Consider the following 16,580-nt stretch of genomic DNA (forward strand, 5'->3'; position numbering starts at 1 on the left):
GGAAATGTGTAGTAAAGTGCACAAATATCTGTCGGACTTGCCGAACGGGCGCCGCTGCGGCATCCATCCCTCTGGAATTTCAGGGAGGTGGGAATGCGGGGTGTGATTGCGATGGGGCTGCTGGCGCTCGCGGGGTGTGACAACACTGCCTCCCAACTGGAAGGCCAATATGAAGCTGCATCAAGAGACCTCGGAGCACATGCTCAGCAATGCAAGATCGCCCGGAAGTTGGTCGAGCATTATTCGGATAGTAGACATTTTGACAAGGCGAACGAATGGAACGCGAAGGCTCGCGGCGACTGCGCTATGTGGAACATAATCCGGGACGCCAGCCAGCGTAGCGAGCGTTGAGCGGTCACATTAAGGGCTTGGCGGAAGAAGCGTTGACGGTTTCTAGCTGCTCTCCGCGCTTCCATCATTAAGAAGGGCGGGATGGCTAGAATACAAGATCCGATATGGGGTTGGCTTCGGGCGGATGCGGAAGGTTGGCGTGAATTGCACATCGTTGGCACACGATCCGAAGATCCTGACATCCGGCAGGCTGAGATTAAGAGGATAACGCTCGGAGAGCGCATTTACCTCCACCGCGAGCCAAGCGTTCGCCGTTACAAAAACACGATCGCTGTCCACTCTGTGCGGGGCATCAAGGTTGGCTACGTCAAGGAGAAGAACTCAGTCCTCCTTGCGCCAGCGATGGATGCTGGATTGGAGCTAGAGGCCGTGTCGGCTCTTGACCCGACCCCGGATGCTTATTTGGTTGGCCTGTGGATCAATGTGCGAGAGGTCCGGCGCTAACCGACCATCCGCAGTCTTGCAAACCTGAGATTACATCAATTCAGTCAAGGGCTGCCTCATCGGCGGCCCTTTTTCTGTGGAGCAAATTCTATGGCCGGACCCGTCCCCGCAGGCCGTTTGAGCTTGGAAATCGTCGCGGAGGTTGCGAGATTGACCCAGGATTTGAACCGTGTCCGCAGTCTGGTGAAATCGGCCAGCGGCGACATCGCGGCGAACGCTCGCGCGGCGAACGATAACCTCGCGGGCATCGGGCGGAACGCAGGCGCTGGTATCCAGCAGTTTTCGCGCGACGTGGCCCGGCTGAAAGGTCAGCTAGATCCCGCATGGGCGTCCCTCCAGCGATACAAGCAGGAGGTTCAAACGCTCCAGCAGGCGCTTCGGGAAGGCGCGATCACACATAAGCAATATGTGGATCAGTTGCGAAATGCGGTGTCGGTCTACCGGGGGACAGGGCGAACGGTCACTACAACGAGTGGTGCGATGCGGGCTGGAATGCAGCAGCTATCTTACCAGATCGGCGACATTTCAACGCAGTTCGCCATGGGCGCCCGCCCCATGCAGATATTTGCGGCGCAGGCTTCTCAGGTCGTCGGAGCGGTTGGGTTGATGACGGCCGGGAGTAAGGGCTTCATCGGCTTTCTTGGCGGGCCTTGGGGACAGATCATCATAGCGGCAACCACGGTGCTGGGGACGCTCGCAGCCGCTATGTGGAACACTGCCGATACAGCGGACAAGACGAAACCGTCGATTGATCGTCTGGCTGATGCTTACGCTCGGCTCGCGGGAAATATGGGCAAGACGAGTATCGCGGGCGTCCAAGCGCTCGCAGATGCAAAGATCAAGCTGGAAACGGATCGCGCTGCCTTGGACAAGACGGTTGGCGCGCTTTCGGCCGCACAGAAGCGGTTGGATGATTCTAGGCGCGTGGACCCGAGGGGGCGCGGCTCGGCCCCGCTAATTCGTAACGTCGCTGAACTTCAAGGCGAACTCAACTTCCTGAAGCAGCAGATGGGCGTTTCGCAAAACCTTGTCCGGCTGGGCGAGCAGCGGTTCAATCAGACCGTCGCCACCGAGGCTGCCGAAAAGGCTGCGGCGGACGCCAAGAAAGCGGCCTCTGCCGCCACCCGCGCCCATAACAAGGAGTTGAGCGAGACGGTGCGCTTGGCCCGTGAGGCGGCCAAGGAATACGAGAAGCTGGCCAAGTGGATCGCTGACACCCGCATGGAGGCGCAGGGCAACGTCTGGCAGTTGGCCGAAGAAATGGAGAAGCGCCAACGGGAATGGGGCAAGGGCGAAAAGACATGGGGCGAAGAGAATAAGGATGCGCTGGAGGCCGCCGCCCGCGTCCGCGAAGGCCAGCTAGAAACCGAATACCGCCTGCTCGGCGTCTATCTCGATCAACTCGATGCGATCCGCCAGACGGGCGGCGCTTTCAATATCATTGGCGGCATCGTGCAGGGCATGGCGACGGGCAATTTCATGAGTGTTGGCGGCAAGCTTGGCGGACTTCTGGGTACCATCGGCAGCCTTGACACCGGCGTCTGGGCGGAAAGCCTAAAAGGTGCGGCTGGCAATGATCTCAATGATCCGGAACGCATCGGGACGACGATTGCCGACCACTTGACGAAATTGTTCCGCGAAAACGGCGAGTTCTTCCGAGGGCTGAAAGCTGTCCTCGCCAACGCCGCCTTTGGTTCCACCGCCGCCAGCGTGACTGGCGGCAGCAAGCTCGGCGGCGCGGCAGGCGGCGTCATCGGCGGCAAGCTGGGCGAGAAGCTGCTTGAAAAACCCCTGAAGGATATGTTCGGCGAAGCGTTCGGGTCGCTGGCCGGCCCACTTGGCTCCATGCTGGGTGGCGTCCTTGGTGGCGCAATTGGCGGGATGTTCAAGAAGGTCAAATGGGGCGCGGTCGATATTTCATCCAGCGGCGTCTCCGCGTCGCGCGGGAACAGCAGCACGGCGGAAAAGGCGGCTGTCTCCGTGGGTGACAATATCATGGCGTCGCTCAACCAGATCGCGGAAGCCTTTGGCGGTAACGTGGGCGATTTCGGCAACATCACCGTCGGGCAGCGCCATGGCGACTGGCGCGTCAACGCCACCGGCACATCGCTCAAGGTGAAAAAGGGGGCGACCGATTTCAACGACGATGCGGAAGGCGCGATTGCTTATGCCATTCAGGTAGCCATCGAGCGCGGAGCCATCACAGGCATCCGGGAGTCCACCCAAACTCTGCTACAGGCGTCTGGCGATCTTCAGACCAAGCTGAGCAAGGCGCTCGCCTTCGAAGGCGTGTTCAGCGACCTGAAGCAGGCCACCGATCCGGTTGGGTATGAACTGGAGGAGCTGACCAAGAAGTTTGACGGCTTGCGGAAGATATTCGCGGAAGCGGGCGCGACCACCGAGGAATATACGCAACTGGAGCAGTTGCTCTCGATCCAGCGCAAAGGCATCCTGGACCAAGCGGAGAATGAGCGCCGCGAACTGGAGGTGCGGCTGCTGACGGCACAGGGGAAAGCGGCGGAGGCTGCCAATCTCCAGCGCGAAATTGAACTGTCCCAGACCAAGGACGATCTGAAACTGCTGATGAAGCAGGTGCAGGTCGAAGAACTGGCGTCCCAGCGGCGCTCCATGGAAATCACGCTGCTGGAAGCCATGGGAAAATCAACCGAGGCGCTGACCCTGCGGCGTCAGGCCGAACTGGCGGCGATGGATGAAAGCCTGCGGCCGTTGCAGCGGTCTATCTGGTATTATCAGGATGCCGCGCAAAAGGTGAGCGACGCCCGCGACGCCCTTTCCGCCGCCTACAGCCGGGAATCCTCGTCGCTCCAGTCCACCGCCGACAAGTTCCGCGACTTCGCCAAGGCGATCAGCGAATTTCGCGCCAGCCTGTTCACCGATGTCCCCGGCGTGGACAGCTATGCGCTGGCCCGCTCCCGGTTTGACAAGACGGCCAATCTGGCCCGGCTGGGCAATGAAGCGAGCCTCAGCGCGTTCACCGGAGACGCGCAATCCTATCTCGACGCAGCCCGCGACCGTGCGGGGTCCGCGCTGGATTATGCCCGCGACGTGGCCCGCGTGGCCGCTGCGGCGGATCAGGCGCAGGCCGGGGCAAACGGCGTCGCATCGATGGCGGAGCGGCAGCTTAACCAGCTTACCGCGAGCGTGAAGGGGCTCATCGACCTCAATGACAATGTGACGACCGTCTGGCAGGCCATTGCCGATCTGGAAAAGGCGCAGGCCGAAGAAGCGGAAGCGCAGGCGGAAATGGACAAGCTGACCAATCCGGTCCCCCAGCTCCAGGAAGTCAATGTCAACCTCACCGACATCAACGGCATCATCGAGCGGCTGAACGATACGCAGTCAGGCACGAAAGAGGAAATCGCCGCGCTGCGGTCGGAATTGCAATCGGCGCTCATCGCCATCGCCAGCAATACGGGCGAAAGCGCCCGCATATTGCGCCGCGCCGACCGGGGCGATGCCCTCGCGACACAGGTGGAGGCGGCATGAAGATCATCCGCCCCGTCACGGTGACGCCCGCCATGCTCACCAGCAGCGTCCCCGAAACCGCGCCCGCCGCCTATGCGGGTGGGACGGCCTATGCGCTCGGCGACCGGGCCAGCGTCGTCACCGGGTCCGCCGCAGCCGTGTATGAAAGCCTCGCCGCCGCGAATGTGGGCCATGATCCCGCATCCTCCCCAGATTGGTGGCGGGCGGTCGCCACAACCTTCCTCGCATGGAACAGCGGCACGACCTATGCGGAGGGCGACCGCGTTCTGGATGCGGCCAATCATCGCGAATATGTGAGCCTTCAGGGGGCGAATACCAACCATCCGGTCACAGATGCAGCGTGGTGGTATCCGTTCCCGTCGAACCGCTGGGCCATGTTCGATCAGGTCAACGGAACCGAAACGATGGCGCGGGACAGCATCAGCGTGTCCATGGCGCTGGCAGGCCGGATCGACAGCATCGCCCTTCTGAACGTATCCGGCGCGTCCGTCCGCATCGAAGTGGCCGCTGACGGGGCCGGGACGATTTATGACCAGACGATAGGCCTCGCGTCGGACAGCGGGATAACCGACTGGTTCGCCTATTTCTTCGAGGAAGTCATCCGCGAGCATAATGCGATCAGGCTCGATCTTCCGCTCTACGCCTCCCCGACCGTCACCGTGACGCTGAGCGATCCGGGATCGGAGGTGTCGATCGGCAATCTGGTGCTGGGCATGGCCCGCGAATTGGGGGCCGCTCAATATGGCGCGCAGATCGGCATTACGGACTTTTCCAAGAAGGCCGCCGATGATTTCGGCAATTACACCATTGTCGAACGCCCCTTCTCCCGGCGCGGGCGCTTCACGGTGTGGGCAAGTGGTATGCAAATCCCGGCCCTTCTGGACCTGATCGTCAAATACCGCGCCACGCCGGTGGTCTGGATCGGCGCTGAGGAGCGAACCGAAACCGCGCTGTTCGGCTTCTACAAGGATTTCAACGTCGAGATCGCCTATCCGACGATGAGCATCTGCACCCTCGAAATCGAAGGACTGACCTGATGGCTTTGCCTCCCCTCACGCCTCCGCCCACGCCGCCGAGCCGGTCGGACGCGCCCGCGACCTTCATCACGCGCGCCGATGGGCTGCTGGGCTGGCTGCCGACCCTTGTGGCTGAATATAACGCCTTCGTGGTGGCGCTGGAGGAGATCGCGCAGGCGACCAATTACAACGCCACGTCCAGCAGCAGCGTGGTCATCGGCACCGGCTCCAAATCGTTCACCGCGACGACCGGACGCCTGCTGAAGGCCGGGCAGTTCGTATCCATCGCCAGCGCTTCCGGCCCCGGCAATGCGATGCTGGGGACCGTCACCAGCTATGACGCGGGCACCGGCGCGCTCGTGGTGAACGTCACGGCGGTGACGGGTTCGGGCACGAAAACAGATTGGGTCATTGCGCTGGCGGTCAATCCGGCGCTGCTGGATGCGATCAACCTGGCCATAGCGGCCCTGCAATCCGACCTGACAGCCCTCGCGCCCTTCAAGGGCGTGCCCCAGAATGTAAAGAGCACGGCCTATACGCTCGCGCTCGCCGATCAGGGCAGTCATGTCTATTCGGCCAATACAGGCGCGCAGACGATCACGCTGCCGACGAACGCCAGCGCGGCTTTTCCGGTCGGGGCGACGATCAGCATCGTCAACGACGGGACGAACAATATCACGGTCAGTCCATCGGGCGGCGTCACGCTGCGGCTGGCTGGCACGGCGACGACGGGATCGCGCACCATGATCCCCGGCAGCGTGGCCACGCTGGTCAAGGTCGCGGCCGACAAGTGGTTTATTTCCGGCACGGGGGTCAGCTGATGTCCGGCGTGGGGCAAATGCTGCTGGGCAGCGGCGGCAAGAGGATCGTCGCGCTCACGTCCGGCACAAGCTGGACCGTGCCGTCCGGCGTCACGAAGGTCGATGTCCATTGCTATGGGCCGGGGGGCGCTGGCTCTGTCGCGGGGAGCGGTGGCGGCAGCGGTATCTCCGGTGGCGGTGGCGGCGCCTATGCGTTCAAATCCAGCCTGACCGTGACGCCGGGCGGCTCCGTCACCTATCAGATCGGCGCGCCGGGCGGCTCGCCTACGGATACATGGTTTTCTTCGGCCGGGACCGTTCTGGCGAAGGCGGGCGGCAATGCGTCCGGGGGCACAGCCGGGGCGGGCGGGTCTGCGGCATCCAGCGTGGGCGATGTGAAATATTCGGGTGGCGCGGGTGGGTCTTCCAGCGGTGGAGGCGGCGGTGGAGCGGCGGGGCCTCTCGGCGCAGGAAAGAATGGCGGTGCGGGAGGCGGCGGTGGATCTGGCGGCGGCGCGTCCACGGCTGGCGGCGCGAGCGATGGCGGCAACGGCCCCTATGGCACAGGTGCCGGCGTAGGCGGGGGCACGGGCGGCAATGGCGGCAACGGCACGAATGGCGGCGGCGGCGGCGTCAATGGCACCTCCGGCACAAAAGGCGGCGACGGAGGCATGGCGGCCATGCACGTCACGACTGGCGGCGTTCCCTATGGTCCGGGCGGCGGCGGCGGAACCGGTGGCATCAGCGGCGCAGGCGGCGCGGGCGGCTCCTATGGCGGTGGCGGCGGTGGCGGCGGCACCATCGGCGGCGCAGCAGGCACAGGCGGCCCCGGCCTCATCATCCTGGAGTATTGAGCATGATCTATGAATGGACCTTCCCCGCCTTTCACGTCGCGCGCCATGCGGACGGGCTGAGCAATGTCGTGACGGACGTGGACTGGCGGCTGAGCGCGACGGACGATGAAGGCCATAGCGCCGTCCTGACAGGCCGCGTCGGCATCGCGGACCCGGACGCGGGCAGTTTCACCGATTTCGACAGCCTGACGCCCGAACAGGTGCAGGCTTGGGTCGAGGGGCAACTCGGCAGCGAGGCGGACAAGCTCAAGGCGATGCTGGATGCGCGGATCGCGGAGATGATCGATCCCCCGACCGCGATACTGACGCCGCCCTGGGAGACGGCGCCACAGGAATCCGATGAAGAACCGGCGGCCTGAGAGCCGCCTTTTTCTTATCCCCACATGCCGCCCATCCGGGGGCCATGGAGCCACGAATCAACCTGACCGATCATGAGGGACTGAAGCATGCCGCCGACGGGCTGTCGATCGGCGTGATGGTCGGCACGCTGGCCAACATCCTCCCCTCGATCGCCGCGGCGCTCACCATCATCTGGACCGCGATCCGGATATGGGAAACCGACACGGCCAAGCGGCTGACCGGCCGAAAGGACTGACTATTCATGAACAAGGTGAAACTGCTCGCCGGGGCCAGCGCCGCGGCGCTGGCGATCATTGCGGCCATCTTCCATGTGGAAGGCGGCTATGTGAACAATCCGAACGATCCGGGCGGGCCGACCCATCATGGCGTGACGCAGGCCGTCGCCCGTGAGCATGGCTATCAGGGCGACATGCGGGATTTCCCCAAGGAACTCGCACAGCAGGTTTTTTCGAGGATTATATCCTCAAGCCTGGCTTCGACCGGCTGATCGCGCTTTCGCCCGCCGTGGGCGAGGAGGCGGTGAAGGCCGCCCTTGTGGCTGGCAAGGTCGCCACGCTGGCTGATGACCTTGAGGCGCTTCTGCCCGGCCTCTCCAATGAAAGCGTCGCCGCTCAGCAGGCGCGCAATGTCATCAGCGTCATGCGTAACGTGCGGGGTCTCGTCGATGGCGAGATTTCGCGGATCGAGGCGCTAGTCGAGCCTGAACCAACCGAAGAATAACGCAGCATCGCGGGGGACCGCATATGGCACAAGGAAATGCGGCGATGACGCCATGGACTGAGGCGTTGATCGCCAAATATGGTTGGATATGGCTGGGCCTGACGTTCGGGCTGGCCGCGAAATATGCGCTGCTGATCAAGCGTGGGGTGAAGATCAAGCCGGTCCTTGTGCTGGCGGACCTTCTGTTGCTGCCGATGGTGGCCCTGATCGCCTTCTGGCTTGTCAGTCAGGCGGGCGTGCATGGCGAAGGCGCGGCATTGATGACAGCGGCGGCCACGGTCGGGGCTGATAGGGTGGTGAAACTCTATACCGACCGCTTCCTTCGCCAGGTCGACGCGGCGCTGATGGAAAGCGTGGTCCAGCACAAGGCCGCGATCCGTGAAGAGGTGCAAACCGAGATGAGCGCGGAACGCGTCGTGCACGACATTGCGAGCGGGAAGCGGTCGCTGGACGGCTGAGCCGACCTGACACGATCAAACGGATGCAAGGCGCTTCGGGGCGCCTTTTTTCATGGGGAAATGAGATGGATCAAGCAGCGCTGCAACGGCGGCTGGCTTCGCTCGACTATTATCAGGGCGCGATTGACGGTCAGATCGGGCCGGTCAGCAAGGCGGCAATCCTCGCCTGCCTGACCGATGGGCCGGATTATCCCATTACCGATAGCGATGTGGCGGAGGCAGCGCGCGATCTGGGCGTGGACCCGGCCAAGGTCTGGGCGGTCTACGACGTGGAATCGACCGGCAAGCCTTTCATTGAGGGGCGACCGACGATCCTGTTCGAGCCGCACCGCTTCAGCAAATCGACGGGCCACCGATACGACAACAGCCATCCCGCCATTTCATCGCGGACATGGAACCGTAAGCTGTATCCGGCCAGCCAGAAAGGCCGGTGGGATCAGTTGCTGGCAGCCGTTTCGCTGGACGTGGATGCCGGGTTCATGTCGGCCAGCTATGGCGGCTTCCAGATTCTCGGCGAGAACTATGCAGTCTGCGACGCGCATGATCCTTGGGCCTTCGCATGGCGGCAGTCCCGCACCGAGGGCGACCAGTTGGATGCCTTTGTCCGCTTCGTGATCGGCAACCGGCTGCAAGGTGCACTCCAGCGCGGCGACTGGGCCGCTTTCGCCAAGGGCTACAACGGCACGGCCTACCGCGAAAACCAATACGACACGCGGCTGGCGGCCGCCTATGCGAAGCGGAGGGCGGCATGACCGACGAGGAATTTCGCTCCCTGCAACGCGGGGACATCGTGCGGCACGCCGGAGGGGCTGACGCTTATGTTGTCACGTCCAACTATGGCGACCGCGTGACCGCTGTTCTGACGGCCGACCTTACCAATGCCCGCGAATGGATACTGATCGCGCCTCCACCGAAGAAAGGAAACATCCATGAATGACGTCAATGCGACGCAGCTTGCCGCTGCGGTGCGCCAGATCGCGCTTGCCGTGGGCGGCTATGCCATCGGCCGGGGGTGGCTGGAAGAGGATACCCTGACGGCCATCATCACCGTCGCGGTTATCGCCGTGCCCTTCATCTGGGGACAGGTCCGCACCCGCAAGCTGGCTCAGAAATGAGCTGGGTCGCCGGGTTCGTCGCCGGGATGTTTTGCGGCGTCGTAGGCTTCCTCGCCCTGCTCGCGGGCTGGGCCTATCGGATATGGCGGGAGGACATGCAATGACATGGAACCTCATCCGCCGCTTCTGGTGGGCCATTCCCATGGCCGCGCTCATTGCCGCCCTGACCGTCACCATCCTGAAGCTGGAGGCCCGCACGGCAGAGCGGGACCGCTGGCAGACGCAGGCGTCGGCTGAAAAGCAGGCCTATGACCAGACCGTCGCCAACTATCGCGCCGCCAGCGCGGAAGCCCAGCGCGCAGCCGTCGCCAATGTCGAGCGCGTGAAGGCGGAGCAGGCTCAAATCACCGAAAGGACCGTCCATGACTATCAGGCTCGCCTTGCCGCTGTTGATGCTCGCTATGAGCGCGTGCGCGCGGAACTCGCCACCCGAACCGATCTCAGCAGTTCCGAGATCGCTCCAGTGTCCATCGCCAGCGATGCCACCTGTAGAGCTTATGCAGGGACCGATTGTGACGGACTTCTTGCCAAGCTCGCCATAGCAGAGCGGCAGGCATGGAATCTGGTAGGGCTGCGGGAATGGGCGGTGAAACAGGCTGGCGTGGTTGTGGAGCCGCTGGCGGCTGAAACGCTTGCTAAATGACGCAAATGGTCGGCAATCCCACCGCATCACGAAATGTCTTTGCCAGATTCATAAAATTGTCGCTGTAGGCTATTCTCGCTACGCCTGTCGGGATGGCATAGCCCGTCGCATACAACCCCCAATTATCAGTGGTCTTCGCATTCGTCAGGGCGCTGGTCGAACCGAGCGGACCACCGAGCTGCACGAGTCGATGCTGAAAACGGGCAAGCATCTCTATCGCCCAGAATACCGCCGTCGAATCGGCTTGGACATGTGAATTTTCTGCTAGGGCGCCTTTCAACAACAGGTCTATCAATAGGTCCGGCGCCGCTTCGATGGATGTTCTGGCGCCATTACTATCAAGCACATGAACCAGTTCCTTTGCCACGGTTACTCGCGCGAGTTGGCATTCGGGACAGCTTGCGACCAAATCTTTCGCGAAATGAGATTCGCAGCGTCGGTAGAATATCTGTGCAACACCGGATTTTGCGTTACTGAGGTGCATTCCACAGATAGGCCCCTGAGGGATAGGATACAGATCAATGGTTTTGAACGAAGAGTGCTTCGTAAAAAGCGGAATCAAATCCGCCTCAACGCGAACGGGCTGGTGAAGGGCACGCGCTTCGTCAAGTTCGATAAGTATCGGCTTAATCACGGCCGCGTAATTGAACATAAGGCCCCCAAACGGAAGTCTGGGGGCCTAACGGTGTTCTAATATATTCGTCAACTGTAAATATTTACAGCGGAAAAACAGCTTCATCCAAGCTGCTCTCCCCCAAGCTAGCGGGGCGGATGCTGCCGTCCGAAAGGCCATTGTGAATCGCCTCGATATGATCCGTCACATGGTCGCGCGACATGTCTTCGCTGCCGCAGAGCAGAAATTTGATGTTGTCGAAACCGCCCACATTATCTGCGAGCTGGTGAAGTGCGCTTTGCAATCTATCCATGCCCATTCTCCGTGCGCTGGCCCTTTACGGCTAAAACTGCTCCCGTCAAGTCAATTCACAGACTCATCTGAGCCCTAAAGGGTTCCCTATGATAGCCTACATAGTGACGATGAGATGTAAATAAACATTTGCACTCCGTTCCTCCGCGCAGGAGGGCGCTTTCACCGACGCGCATTGCCTTTTCTGGGATCGCGCCGGGATCACAAATTGCCATTCGTTCCTGCCTTGTTCACGGAAAACCGCGCATATTTGGCGCAGTTTCCCGTGAAAAACATGGTCGAAATCGCATTCGTAATGCGAGGGTCACGTGTTCGAGTCACGTAAGCGGCACCATTCCTTCTGTAGGAACTTTCTGAAAAACCTAGCGAAAGTGCCTTTCGGCTTATGGCGGAGAGGTCGCCTTGTTTATGTGCCTTTGGCTTGATCCAATAGGTTCCCAATGGGTGAAGCGTGGGGCGGAAATGGGATTGTCGCGATCCCGGTCATTGCTGCTGGGACATCTCATTTCCGACCCGAGGCCGAACAGCGTGGGGCCTGCCTCAAGAAATCTGGCAGGCGTCTTTCAGATGTTTGACCATCTTGTCATCCATGTCGCCGCTTTTCGTGCGCAATTCGATGGTGGTCCCCCGATCGGAGCCAATCAATGACACGATGATTTTGGGCGTGTGGCCATAGCCTAGCATCTGAACTTTGTTGTCCCCGTCACGGATGGCGACAGGCACCGCGCCCCCAATTTGGGTAATGGCGTCTGCAACGCACAGTTCCAGGTCAGCGGGCCTTTTCGCGCTTGAAAGAGTGGCGCGGACGGGGGTTGCCATCGTTTCCGTGATTTCATGCGCGCTGCCAGTTCCGGCGCTGGCAACCGCGATGGCCGCTACAACGATAAAAGCCTTCTTCATTATTGCCTCCCTGACAGTCAAAGAACGTAGCCAGCGATCAAGCGAGAAATTTCGGCAATGTCCGTCTGACCGGTGAATTCGAACTTCACCTTACCAAGGCCGGAAAACCAAAGTTCTAACTCGGCGTCGAGGTCGAAGGTGCCTGCTGTTTCGACGGAGAAGGCGACAACCTTGCTGTAGGGAAGAGAAGAAAAATCCCGTTTCTTGCCGGTTATGCCCTGCACATTGACCGCGATGATGCGCTTGTCGGTGAAAACGACGCCATCACGGATTCCCTTGAACGAACCGACGACCGTTTCGCCCTGAACCAAAAGCCTATCTACAGTGTGGCGATATTCTTCATTCGCCTTCAACTTGAAAAGCGCGCCGCTCTTGAAATCAATCATCCCATCCCCCTGAATCCAGACGGGATTAATTGTCCAGCTGTTGGCGCAGAGCAAGATGATTTTGTTCCGGTCGAGCAACCATCGCGCGGCAATTTCAGTATCTTATATGAAGAGGCGGATACAAACGCCTATTGCGAAGCTGCTCTAATCCCGTCAGAAAAGCTCTGCCTTCCGTGAAAGCCGGAAGGTGGGGCGTGGAAACCCCTCTTAGCATGACTCGGTCGCCAGAATACGGAGGCCGGGTGGCATGCGCGCATGTCCAGCCGGTTCGCCGGTAAAGGCGCATGCGCCTATGCTAAGTAGGTTTCCAACATCCGGCTTCGGCCGTCGCTCCGAGAGGTACATAGGGGTGGCACGAGGTTGAAGCCGAACGTCGCCTTTCAAGCGGGGGCGAGACGTGGATCATCAGCAGCAATAGCGATCGCCTGTTCAGCCGTGCCCGTCCGGGGTCGGTTCAATCCCTCATCTTTGAAGGAAATCTCATGAAGAAGATCGTACCCGTGCTGTGTCTGGCGTTCCTGTCTGCTTGCGACCAAGCCCCGACGCCACAACTCGATAACCCAGGGACCGTCATTAGTGACGTGGAACCGGCCAAACCTCTAGCCATTGGCGACATCGCCAAGGCTGAGGGCGTCGAACTGACGCTCAATGCCGTGAAGATCACCAATCAGATTGGCATGGCTGGCGTAGGCCCGAAACTGGGCGAGGGCGAAACCTACGTGGTGGCCAACTACCATCTGAAGAACACGTCCAAGGAACCGCTCGGCATTTTTGAATGGCCCAAGCTCAATCTCATGGACGCCGAAGGGGCAACCTATGTCGCCGACGACACGGCAACGGCGATGGCCGCAGCTATGGCTACCGCAGACTCCGCCATGTCGACCGAATTGAACCCCGGCGTCGGGACCAAGGCAATCATGGTCTGGAAGATCGCCAAAAACGGTTTCGACAAGGCGACATGGAAGATCGTTGCCGACACCAGTCCGCAGCATACCTTCTCGCTCAACTGAGGTGAGCCATGCCAAAGGGCAAAATCATCACCCGTCTGCTTCCGTTCAGCGAGTTCAAGCTGTTCGGCAGCCTTCTGTCGGCGACAAGCAAGCTTGAGAAGAGCGTCAACAAGCAGAGGGCGATCCACGCTCAGATCAACAAGCTATTTCAGGAAAACTTCGATGGAGTGCCTCCTGACGTGCATGCCAAAAACATTCAGAAAATAAGAGAGCTGAATGAAGAGTTGAAATCAATAAATCAACAGTGAGAGACGCGTTAATATATGCGTTGTACGTCGGATTGTATGTAGGTCTGATATTGGCGATCAACCTTGGGATGATCTACATCATTCTCACGTACGGATTTTCACTGATAAGCTATATCTTCTCCTAAAGCGAAGATAGTCAACTAAGATTCGGCCCCTGCGGACATGCTCCGTGGGGGCCTTTTTTCTATCCATAAAGGATACATGCTATGATCATTGTTCAACATGCTGACGCCTATCACGGCGTTTTGGCGGATGTGCGGAATGCCCGGCTGGATCAGCTGGGCGAATACAGCGATCTTGCCACCTTCATCATCGTGGAGCCGGGAGACCGACCGGAAGACGTCCAACCTGACCCCACCGTCAATCTTGTTGATGGACTCCGCTATGGCGAACCAGATTTCACGCCCTCTTGGGAGTGGATTGAGAAACACCCAGGCGGTTGGGAGCTATGCTTCGTGCTCACGGACGATGGCGCAGGCCATATCATCCTCATCCCTGCTCAGGAAGGCATTGATTCAAGGCTGTTGGCCCTCTGCCGCGAACACACCTGACCTACCAACATCATCAATCGCAAGCGGCGTCCTTCGGGGCGCTATTTTTTTTTGCCTTCAGGAGATCAACATGCTTTCTTTCTATGACCGCCCATCGCTGCGCCACGCCTTGACCCTTCCTTGGCAGGCCGACCTCAAGGGGCTGCTGCGCAAGCGCATTGATCAAATCTTCGATGACGGGCTGGCGGACCTGACACATCTGCTGGTGATCGAACCGTGCGACACGGAAACCATGGTGCAGAAGGAAATCGGCTTCAGCCCACTGGAGGTCGAAGGCGTCCGCCACGGCTCGCCCGGCTTCATCCCGCGCTGGGATATTCTGCATGACCACGGCGGCTGGTTCGAGCTGATCTTCTGCGTCGGCAATGATGGCTTTGCCTTTGTCCTGCTGGTGCAGGACGGGCCGGGGAGCGTCTGGCCGGAGCTGCGGGACGCATGCCGCCGGGAGGTGGGGGGAGGGGGGCAGTGAACGCAACTTTCGCGGCCGGGGGCGGAAAAATTGATCTGCCCTCTTGATGTCTGTGTTCTGCTGACCTATCTGCCGCCTGCTTTGTGGCGGTGAGCTTTCAGCACAACCGGCATCGTCATCGGGCCTAGTGCATACTACTTCTTCGACACCCAAGCGGGTTCCGGTCCAGTCCAAGTGAACTGACGGAAGAAGTGTATCTTATAGTGTGCCGGGCCTTATCCCATTCCCTTGCTATAATCGGCTGTAGCCCTGCTTTGTCGGGGCCATTTGTCGTGCTTCATCGCCTGTTCCTGGACTGACTACGCTTGATCGCCTGACGGGAGGTCCTCTCGTTTCGGTGAACTCTCAAAGTCAGGAGTTCCGCATGAATGAAGTCAAGAAGTCAGCGCCAAAGCTCAATGCAGCACAGCGCCAATCATTGAATAATGAACCACTTGAAGAAACAACCAAGGTTGAGCCGCGTAAAGTTCTCACATTTCCAGACGAGCAGATTAAGGATGGCTTCATTCCCTGCACTATCGCCAATGTGAGAGCCATGCTTGATGGTCATGGTATAGACGTCAAATATAATATGATGAAGAAGGAGGTCGAAGTTCGTATCCCAAGCCATAAGGGAACGATCGACAACATGGCCGAAACCTCGCTTGCTCAGGTCATGAGCTTGGCCACAAGCTATGGTATGTCGACCGCGAATGTGGCGATGTATATGGACGCCATTGCCGACGAAAACGCCTACCATCCCTTTGCGGATTGGATACGCGGCAAGGCATGGGATGGTGTCGAGCGGATCGATGACATTTGTGCCACGATCGAGGTTGCCGATGACTATCCTGTGCCTCTCCGTGATGAGCTGATTCGCAAGTGGCTACTCAGCGTCGTCGCGGCGGTCCTGTTGCCAGGCGGCTTCCACGGCCGGGGTGTCTTGACGCTTCAGGGTGCCCAAGGGATCGGCAAAACGAGTTGGTTGCGCCGCATTGTCAGCGATCCCCTGCTGCGTGATTCCGCCATCAAGGTGGATCATCACCTCGACCCCAGCAACAAGGATTCGGTGCTCGGTGCGATCCGCCACACCATCGTGGAACTGGGTGAAGTCGATTCCGCGTTCAAGAAGGATATCGCTCGCCTGAAGGGCTTCATCACCGCCGACAAGGACAAGATACGCAGGCCTTATGCGCGGCGTGAAGCTGAATATGCTCGTCGGACAGTGTTCATGGCGAGCGTCAATGAAGCCAACTTCCTTGTCGATCCCACCGGCAACACCCGCTGGTGGACCATCCGGTGCAAGGCCATCAACTACATGCATGACATCGACATGCAGCAGGTCTTCGCGCAGCTTGCCGTTGAACTCGAAAGCGGGGCGGAGTGGTGGCTGGATAGCGTCCTTGAACGGGCGCTGGAAAAGGAAAATCAGCAGCACCGCATGGCCAGTGTGGTCGAAGACCTCATGATGAATGCGATCGACACTGAGGCCGATGGGGAGAAAGCAGGTGCATTCACGGCATCCGGCGTCCTCATTGCGATCGGCATTGAACGGCCCACAAATGCACAAGCCAGAGAAGCGGGAACGATCCTCCGCAGACTGTTCGGGGAGCCGAAAAGGATCAAGGGCAGAGAGAAATGGCGCGTCCCGTTCCTTGATGAAGGAGGCATCCACCATCCTCCGCCGGACGTAGCGGATCGACCCAACCGCAAGCCCATTTTCTAATAATTCCTGGGCGATCGGGAGGGAAGGTGGATCGGACCCGCAGGCGGCACCGATGCCTCCGAAAGTTCGGTTCGTTGCTCCCCTCCCCCCACCACCGGCGACTTGGATGCTCCAGCAG

At 60.1% G+C, this 16,580-nt stretch carries 23 protein-coding genes and 1 tRNA gene; 20 read left to right on the forward strand and 4 right to left on the reverse strand.

The window, feature by feature from the left end; translation table 11 throughout:
- Positions 1–432: 432 nt before the first annotated feature.
- The 14 genes from LDB26_RS21590 (at position 433) to LDB26_RS04610 (ending at position 10,268) form a co-directional block, all read left to right on the forward strand.
- Entirely contained in the window at positions 433–795 is a 363-nt protein-coding gene (locus tag LDB26_RS21590) for an HIRAN domain-containing protein (RefSeq protein WP_373886165.1), read from the forward strand.
- Positions 796–885: 90 nt separating this feature from the next.
- Positions 886–4,302: a hypothetical protein gene (locus LDB26_RS04550; RefSeq protein WP_257540671.1), complete on the forward strand. Its 3,417-nt coding sequence runs from the start codon at positions 886–888 to the stop codon at positions 4,300–4,302.
- Positions 4,299–5,339: a hypothetical protein gene (locus tag LDB26_RS04555; protein ID WP_257540673.1), complete on the forward strand. Its 1,041-nt coding sequence runs from the start codon at positions 4,299–4,301 to the stop codon at positions 5,337–5,339. The genes LDB26_RS04550 and LDB26_RS04555 overlap by 4 nt, the downstream gene beginning before the upstream one ends.
- Positions 5,339–6,139: a hypothetical protein gene (locus tag LDB26_RS04560; protein ID WP_257540676.1), complete on the forward strand. Its 801-nt coding sequence runs from the start codon at positions 5,339–5,341 to the stop codon at positions 6,137–6,139. Before LDB26_RS04555 ends, LDB26_RS04560 begins: the two co-directional genes overlap by 1 nt.
- Positions 6,139–6,972, forward strand: a complete 834-nt coding sequence (locus LDB26_RS04565; protein WP_257542234.1) for a hypothetical protein — start codon at positions 6,139–6,141, stop codon at positions 6,970–6,972. Before LDB26_RS04560 ends, LDB26_RS04565 begins: the two co-directional genes overlap by 1 nt.
- Positions 6,973–6,974: 2 nt before the next feature.
- Positions 6,975–7,331, forward strand: a complete 357-nt coding sequence (locus tag LDB26_RS04570) for a hypothetical protein (RefSeq protein WP_257540678.1) — start codon at positions 6,975–6,977, stop codon at positions 7,329–7,331.
- 44 nt (positions 7,332–7,375) lie between these two features.
- Entirely contained in the window at positions 7,376–7,567 is a 192-nt protein-coding gene (locus LDB26_RS04575) for a hypothetical protein (protein WP_257540681.1), read from the forward strand.
- 6 nt (positions 7,568–7,573) lie between these two features.
- Complete coding sequence (locus LDB26_RS04580) at positions 7,574–7,819, forward strand: glycosyl hydrolase 108 family protein (RefSeq protein WP_257540683.1); 246 nt, start codon at positions 7,574–7,576, stop codon at positions 7,817–7,819.
- Positions 7,820–7,851: 32 nt separating this feature from the next.
- Positions 7,852–8,052, forward strand: coding sequence for a hypothetical protein (locus LDB26_RS04585; protein WP_257540685.1), 201 nt, complete (start codon positions 7,852–7,854; stop codon positions 8,050–8,052).
- 23 nt (positions 8,053–8,075) lie between these two features.
- On the forward strand, positions 8,076–8,510 hold the full coding sequence (locus LDB26_RS04590) for a hypothetical protein (protein WP_257540687.1): 435 nt from the start codon (positions 8,076–8,078) through the stop codon (positions 8,508–8,510).
- A 65-nt stretch (positions 8,511–8,575) separates the two neighbouring features.
- Positions 8,576–9,262, forward strand: coding sequence for an N-acetylmuramidase family protein (locus LDB26_RS04595; RefSeq protein WP_257540689.1), 687 nt, complete (start codon positions 8,576–8,578; stop codon positions 9,260–9,262).
- Complete coding sequence (locus LDB26_RS04600) at positions 9,259–9,447, forward strand: hypothetical protein (protein WP_257540692.1); 189 nt, start codon at positions 9,259–9,261, stop codon at positions 9,445–9,447. Before LDB26_RS04595 ends, LDB26_RS04600 begins: the two co-directional genes overlap by 4 nt.
- Positions 9,440–9,625, forward strand: coding sequence for a hypothetical protein (locus LDB26_RS04605; protein WP_257540694.1), 186 nt, complete (start codon positions 9,440–9,442; stop codon positions 9,623–9,625). Before LDB26_RS04600 ends, LDB26_RS04605 begins: the two co-directional genes overlap by 8 nt.
- A 100-nt stretch (positions 9,626–9,725) precedes the next feature.
- Positions 9,726–10,268 carry a hypothetical protein gene (locus LDB26_RS04610; RefSeq protein WP_257540697.1) on the forward strand — a complete coding sequence of 181 codons (543 nt, stop codon included), beginning with the start codon at positions 9,726–9,728 and terminating at the stop codon, positions 10,266–10,268.
- Here LDB26_RS04610 and LDB26_RS04615 read toward each other — a convergent pair.
- Positions 10,261–10,920 carry a hypothetical protein gene (locus LDB26_RS04615; RefSeq protein ID WP_257540699.1) on the reverse strand — a complete coding sequence of 220 codons (660 nt, stop codon included), beginning with the start codon at positions 10,918–10,920 and terminating at the stop codon, positions 10,261–10,263. The genes LDB26_RS04610 and LDB26_RS04615 overlap by 8 nt on opposite strands.
- Positions 10,921–10,984: 64 nt before the next feature.
- Positions 10,985–11,194, reverse strand: coding sequence for a hypothetical protein (locus LDB26_RS04620; protein ID WP_257540701.1), 210 nt, complete (start codon positions 11,192–11,194; stop codon positions 10,985–10,987).
- A 254-nt stretch (positions 11,195–11,448) separates the two neighbouring features.
- On the opposite strand from LDB26_RS04620, the gene LDB26_RS04625 reads away from it, so the two are divergent.
- Positions 11,449–11,527 (forward strand) — tRNA-Ser (locus LDB26_RS04625).
- 206 nt (positions 11,528–11,733) lie between these two features.
- On the opposite strand, the gene LDB26_RS04630 is transcribed toward LDB26_RS04625, so the two are convergent.
- Positions 11,734–12,093, reverse strand: coding sequence for a hypothetical protein (locus LDB26_RS04630; protein ID WP_257540703.1), 360 nt, complete (start codon positions 12,091–12,093; stop codon positions 11,734–11,736).
- 17 nt (positions 12,094–12,110) lie between these two features.
- Positions 12,111–12,479: a PH domain-containing protein gene (locus LDB26_RS04635; RefSeq protein ID WP_257540705.1), complete on the reverse strand. Its 369-nt coding sequence runs from the start codon at positions 12,477–12,479 to the stop codon at positions 12,111–12,113.
- 482 nt (positions 12,480–12,961) lie between these two features.
- Between LDB26_RS04635 and LDB26_RS04640 the strand changes: the two genes are divergently transcribed.
- From LDB26_RS04640 to LDB26_RS04660, 5 genes are all read left to right on the forward strand, one after another.
- Complete coding sequence (locus LDB26_RS04640) at positions 12,962–13,489, forward strand: DUF4352 domain-containing protein (RefSeq protein WP_257540707.1); 528 nt, start codon at positions 12,962–12,964, stop codon at positions 13,487–13,489.
- 8 nt (positions 13,490–13,497) lie between these two features.
- On the forward strand, positions 13,498–13,737 hold the full coding sequence (locus LDB26_RS04645; RefSeq protein ID WP_257540710.1) for a hypothetical protein: 240 nt from the start codon (positions 13,498–13,500) through the stop codon (positions 13,735–13,737).
- A 206-nt stretch (positions 13,738–13,943) separates the two neighbouring features.
- Positions 13,944–14,288: a hypothetical protein gene (locus LDB26_RS04650; protein WP_257540713.1), complete on the forward strand. Its 345-nt coding sequence runs from the start codon at positions 13,944–13,946 to the stop codon at positions 14,286–14,288.
- 70 nt (positions 14,289–14,358) lie between these two features.
- Entirely contained in the window at positions 14,359–14,757 is a 399-nt protein-coding gene (locus LDB26_RS04655; protein ID WP_257540715.1) for a hypothetical protein, read from the forward strand.
- 364 nt (positions 14,758–15,121) lie between these two features.
- Complete coding sequence (locus tag LDB26_RS04660) at positions 15,122–16,462, forward strand: virulence-associated E family protein (protein WP_257540717.1); 1,341 nt, start codon at positions 15,122–15,124, stop codon at positions 16,460–16,462.
- Positions 16,463–16,580: the final 118 nt, after the last annotated feature.

The sequence above is a fragment of the Sphingobium sp. CFD-1 genome (assembly GCF_024611115.1).
Classification (GTDB): domain Bacteria; phylum Pseudomonadota; class Alphaproteobacteria; order Sphingomonadales; family Sphingomonadaceae; genus Sphingobium; species Sphingobium baderi_A.

What these genes read in the sequence shown, in the direction of transcription:
- LDB26_RS21590 (WP_373886165.1), top strand. Translation starts at nt 433, where the DNA reads ATGGCTAGAATACAAGATCCGATATGGGGTTGGCTTCGGGCGGATGCG.
- LDB26_RS04550 (WP_257540671.1), top strand. Translation starts at nt 886, where the DNA reads ATGGCCGGACCCGTCCCCGCAGGCCGTTTGAGCTTGGAAATCGTCGCG.
- LDB26_RS04555 (WP_257540673.1), top strand. Translation starts at nt 4,299, where the DNA reads ATGAAGATCATCCGCCCCGTCACGGTGACGCCCGCCATGCTCACCAGC.
- LDB26_RS04560 (WP_257540676.1), top strand. Translation starts at nt 5,339, where the DNA reads ATGGCTTTGCCTCCCCTCACGCCTCCGCCCACGCCGCCGAGCCGGTCG.
- LDB26_RS04565 (WP_257542234.1), top strand. Translation starts at nt 6,139, where the DNA reads ATGTCCGGCGTGGGGCAAATGCTGCTGGGCAGCGGCGGCAAGAGGATC.
- LDB26_RS04570 (WP_257540678.1), top strand. Translation starts at nt 6,975, where the DNA reads ATGATCTATGAATGGACCTTCCCCGCCTTTCACGTCGCGCGCCATGCG.
- LDB26_RS04575 (WP_257540681.1), top strand. Translation starts at nt 7,376, where the DNA reads ATGGAGCCACGAATCAACCTGACCGATCATGAGGGACTGAAGCATGCC.
- LDB26_RS04580 (WP_257540683.1), top strand. Translation starts at nt 7,574, where the DNA reads ATGAACAAGGTGAAACTGCTCGCCGGGGCCAGCGCCGCGGCGCTGGCG.
- LDB26_RS04590 (WP_257540687.1), top strand. Translation starts at nt 8,076, where the DNA reads ATGGCACAAGGAAATGCGGCGATGACGCCATGGACTGAGGCGTTGATC.
- LDB26_RS04595 (WP_257540689.1), top strand. Translation starts at nt 8,576, where the DNA reads ATGGATCAAGCAGCGCTGCAACGGCGGCTGGCTTCGCTCGACTATTAT.
- LDB26_RS04600 (WP_257540692.1), top strand. Translation starts at nt 9,259, where the DNA reads ATGACCGACGAGGAATTTCGCTCCCTGCAACGCGGGGACATCGTGCGG.
- LDB26_RS04605 (WP_257540694.1), top strand. Translation starts at nt 9,440, where the DNA reads ATGAATGACGTCAATGCGACGCAGCTTGCCGCTGCGGTGCGCCAGATC.
- LDB26_RS04610 (WP_257540697.1), top strand. Translation starts at nt 9,726, where the DNA reads ATGACATGGAACCTCATCCGCCGCTTCTGGTGGGCCATTCCCATGGCC.
- LDB26_RS04615 (WP_257540699.1), bottom strand. Translation starts at nt 10,920, where the DNA reads ATGTTCAATTACGCGGCCGTGATTAAGCCGATACTTATCGAACTTGAC.
- LDB26_RS04620 (WP_257540701.1), bottom strand. Translation starts at nt 11,194, where the DNA reads ATGGATAGATTGCAAAGCGCACTTCACCAGCTCGCAGATAATGTGGGC.
- LDB26_RS04630 (WP_257540703.1), bottom strand. Translation starts at nt 12,093, where the DNA reads ATGAAGAAGGCTTTTATCGTTGTAGCGGCCATCGCGGTTGCCAGCGCC.
- LDB26_RS04635 (WP_257540705.1), bottom strand. Translation starts at nt 12,479, where the DNA reads ATGATTGATTTCAAGAGCGGCGCGCTTTTCAAGTTGAAGGCGAATGAA.
- LDB26_RS04640 (WP_257540707.1), top strand. Translation starts at nt 12,962, where the DNA reads ATGAAGAAGATCGTACCCGTGCTGTGTCTGGCGTTCCTGTCTGCTTGC.
- LDB26_RS04645 (WP_257540710.1), top strand. Translation starts at nt 13,498, where the DNA reads ATGCCAAAGGGCAAAATCATCACCCGTCTGCTTCCGTTCAGCGAGTTC.
- LDB26_RS04650 (WP_257540713.1), top strand. Translation starts at nt 13,944, where the DNA reads ATGATCATTGTTCAACATGCTGACGCCTATCACGGCGTTTTGGCGGAT.
- LDB26_RS04655 (WP_257540715.1), top strand. Translation starts at nt 14,359, where the DNA reads ATGCTTTCTTTCTATGACCGCCCATCGCTGCGCCACGCCTTGACCCTT.
- LDB26_RS04660 (WP_257540717.1), top strand. Translation starts at nt 15,122, where the DNA reads ATGAATGAAGTCAAGAAGTCAGCGCCAAAGCTCAATGCAGCACAGCGC.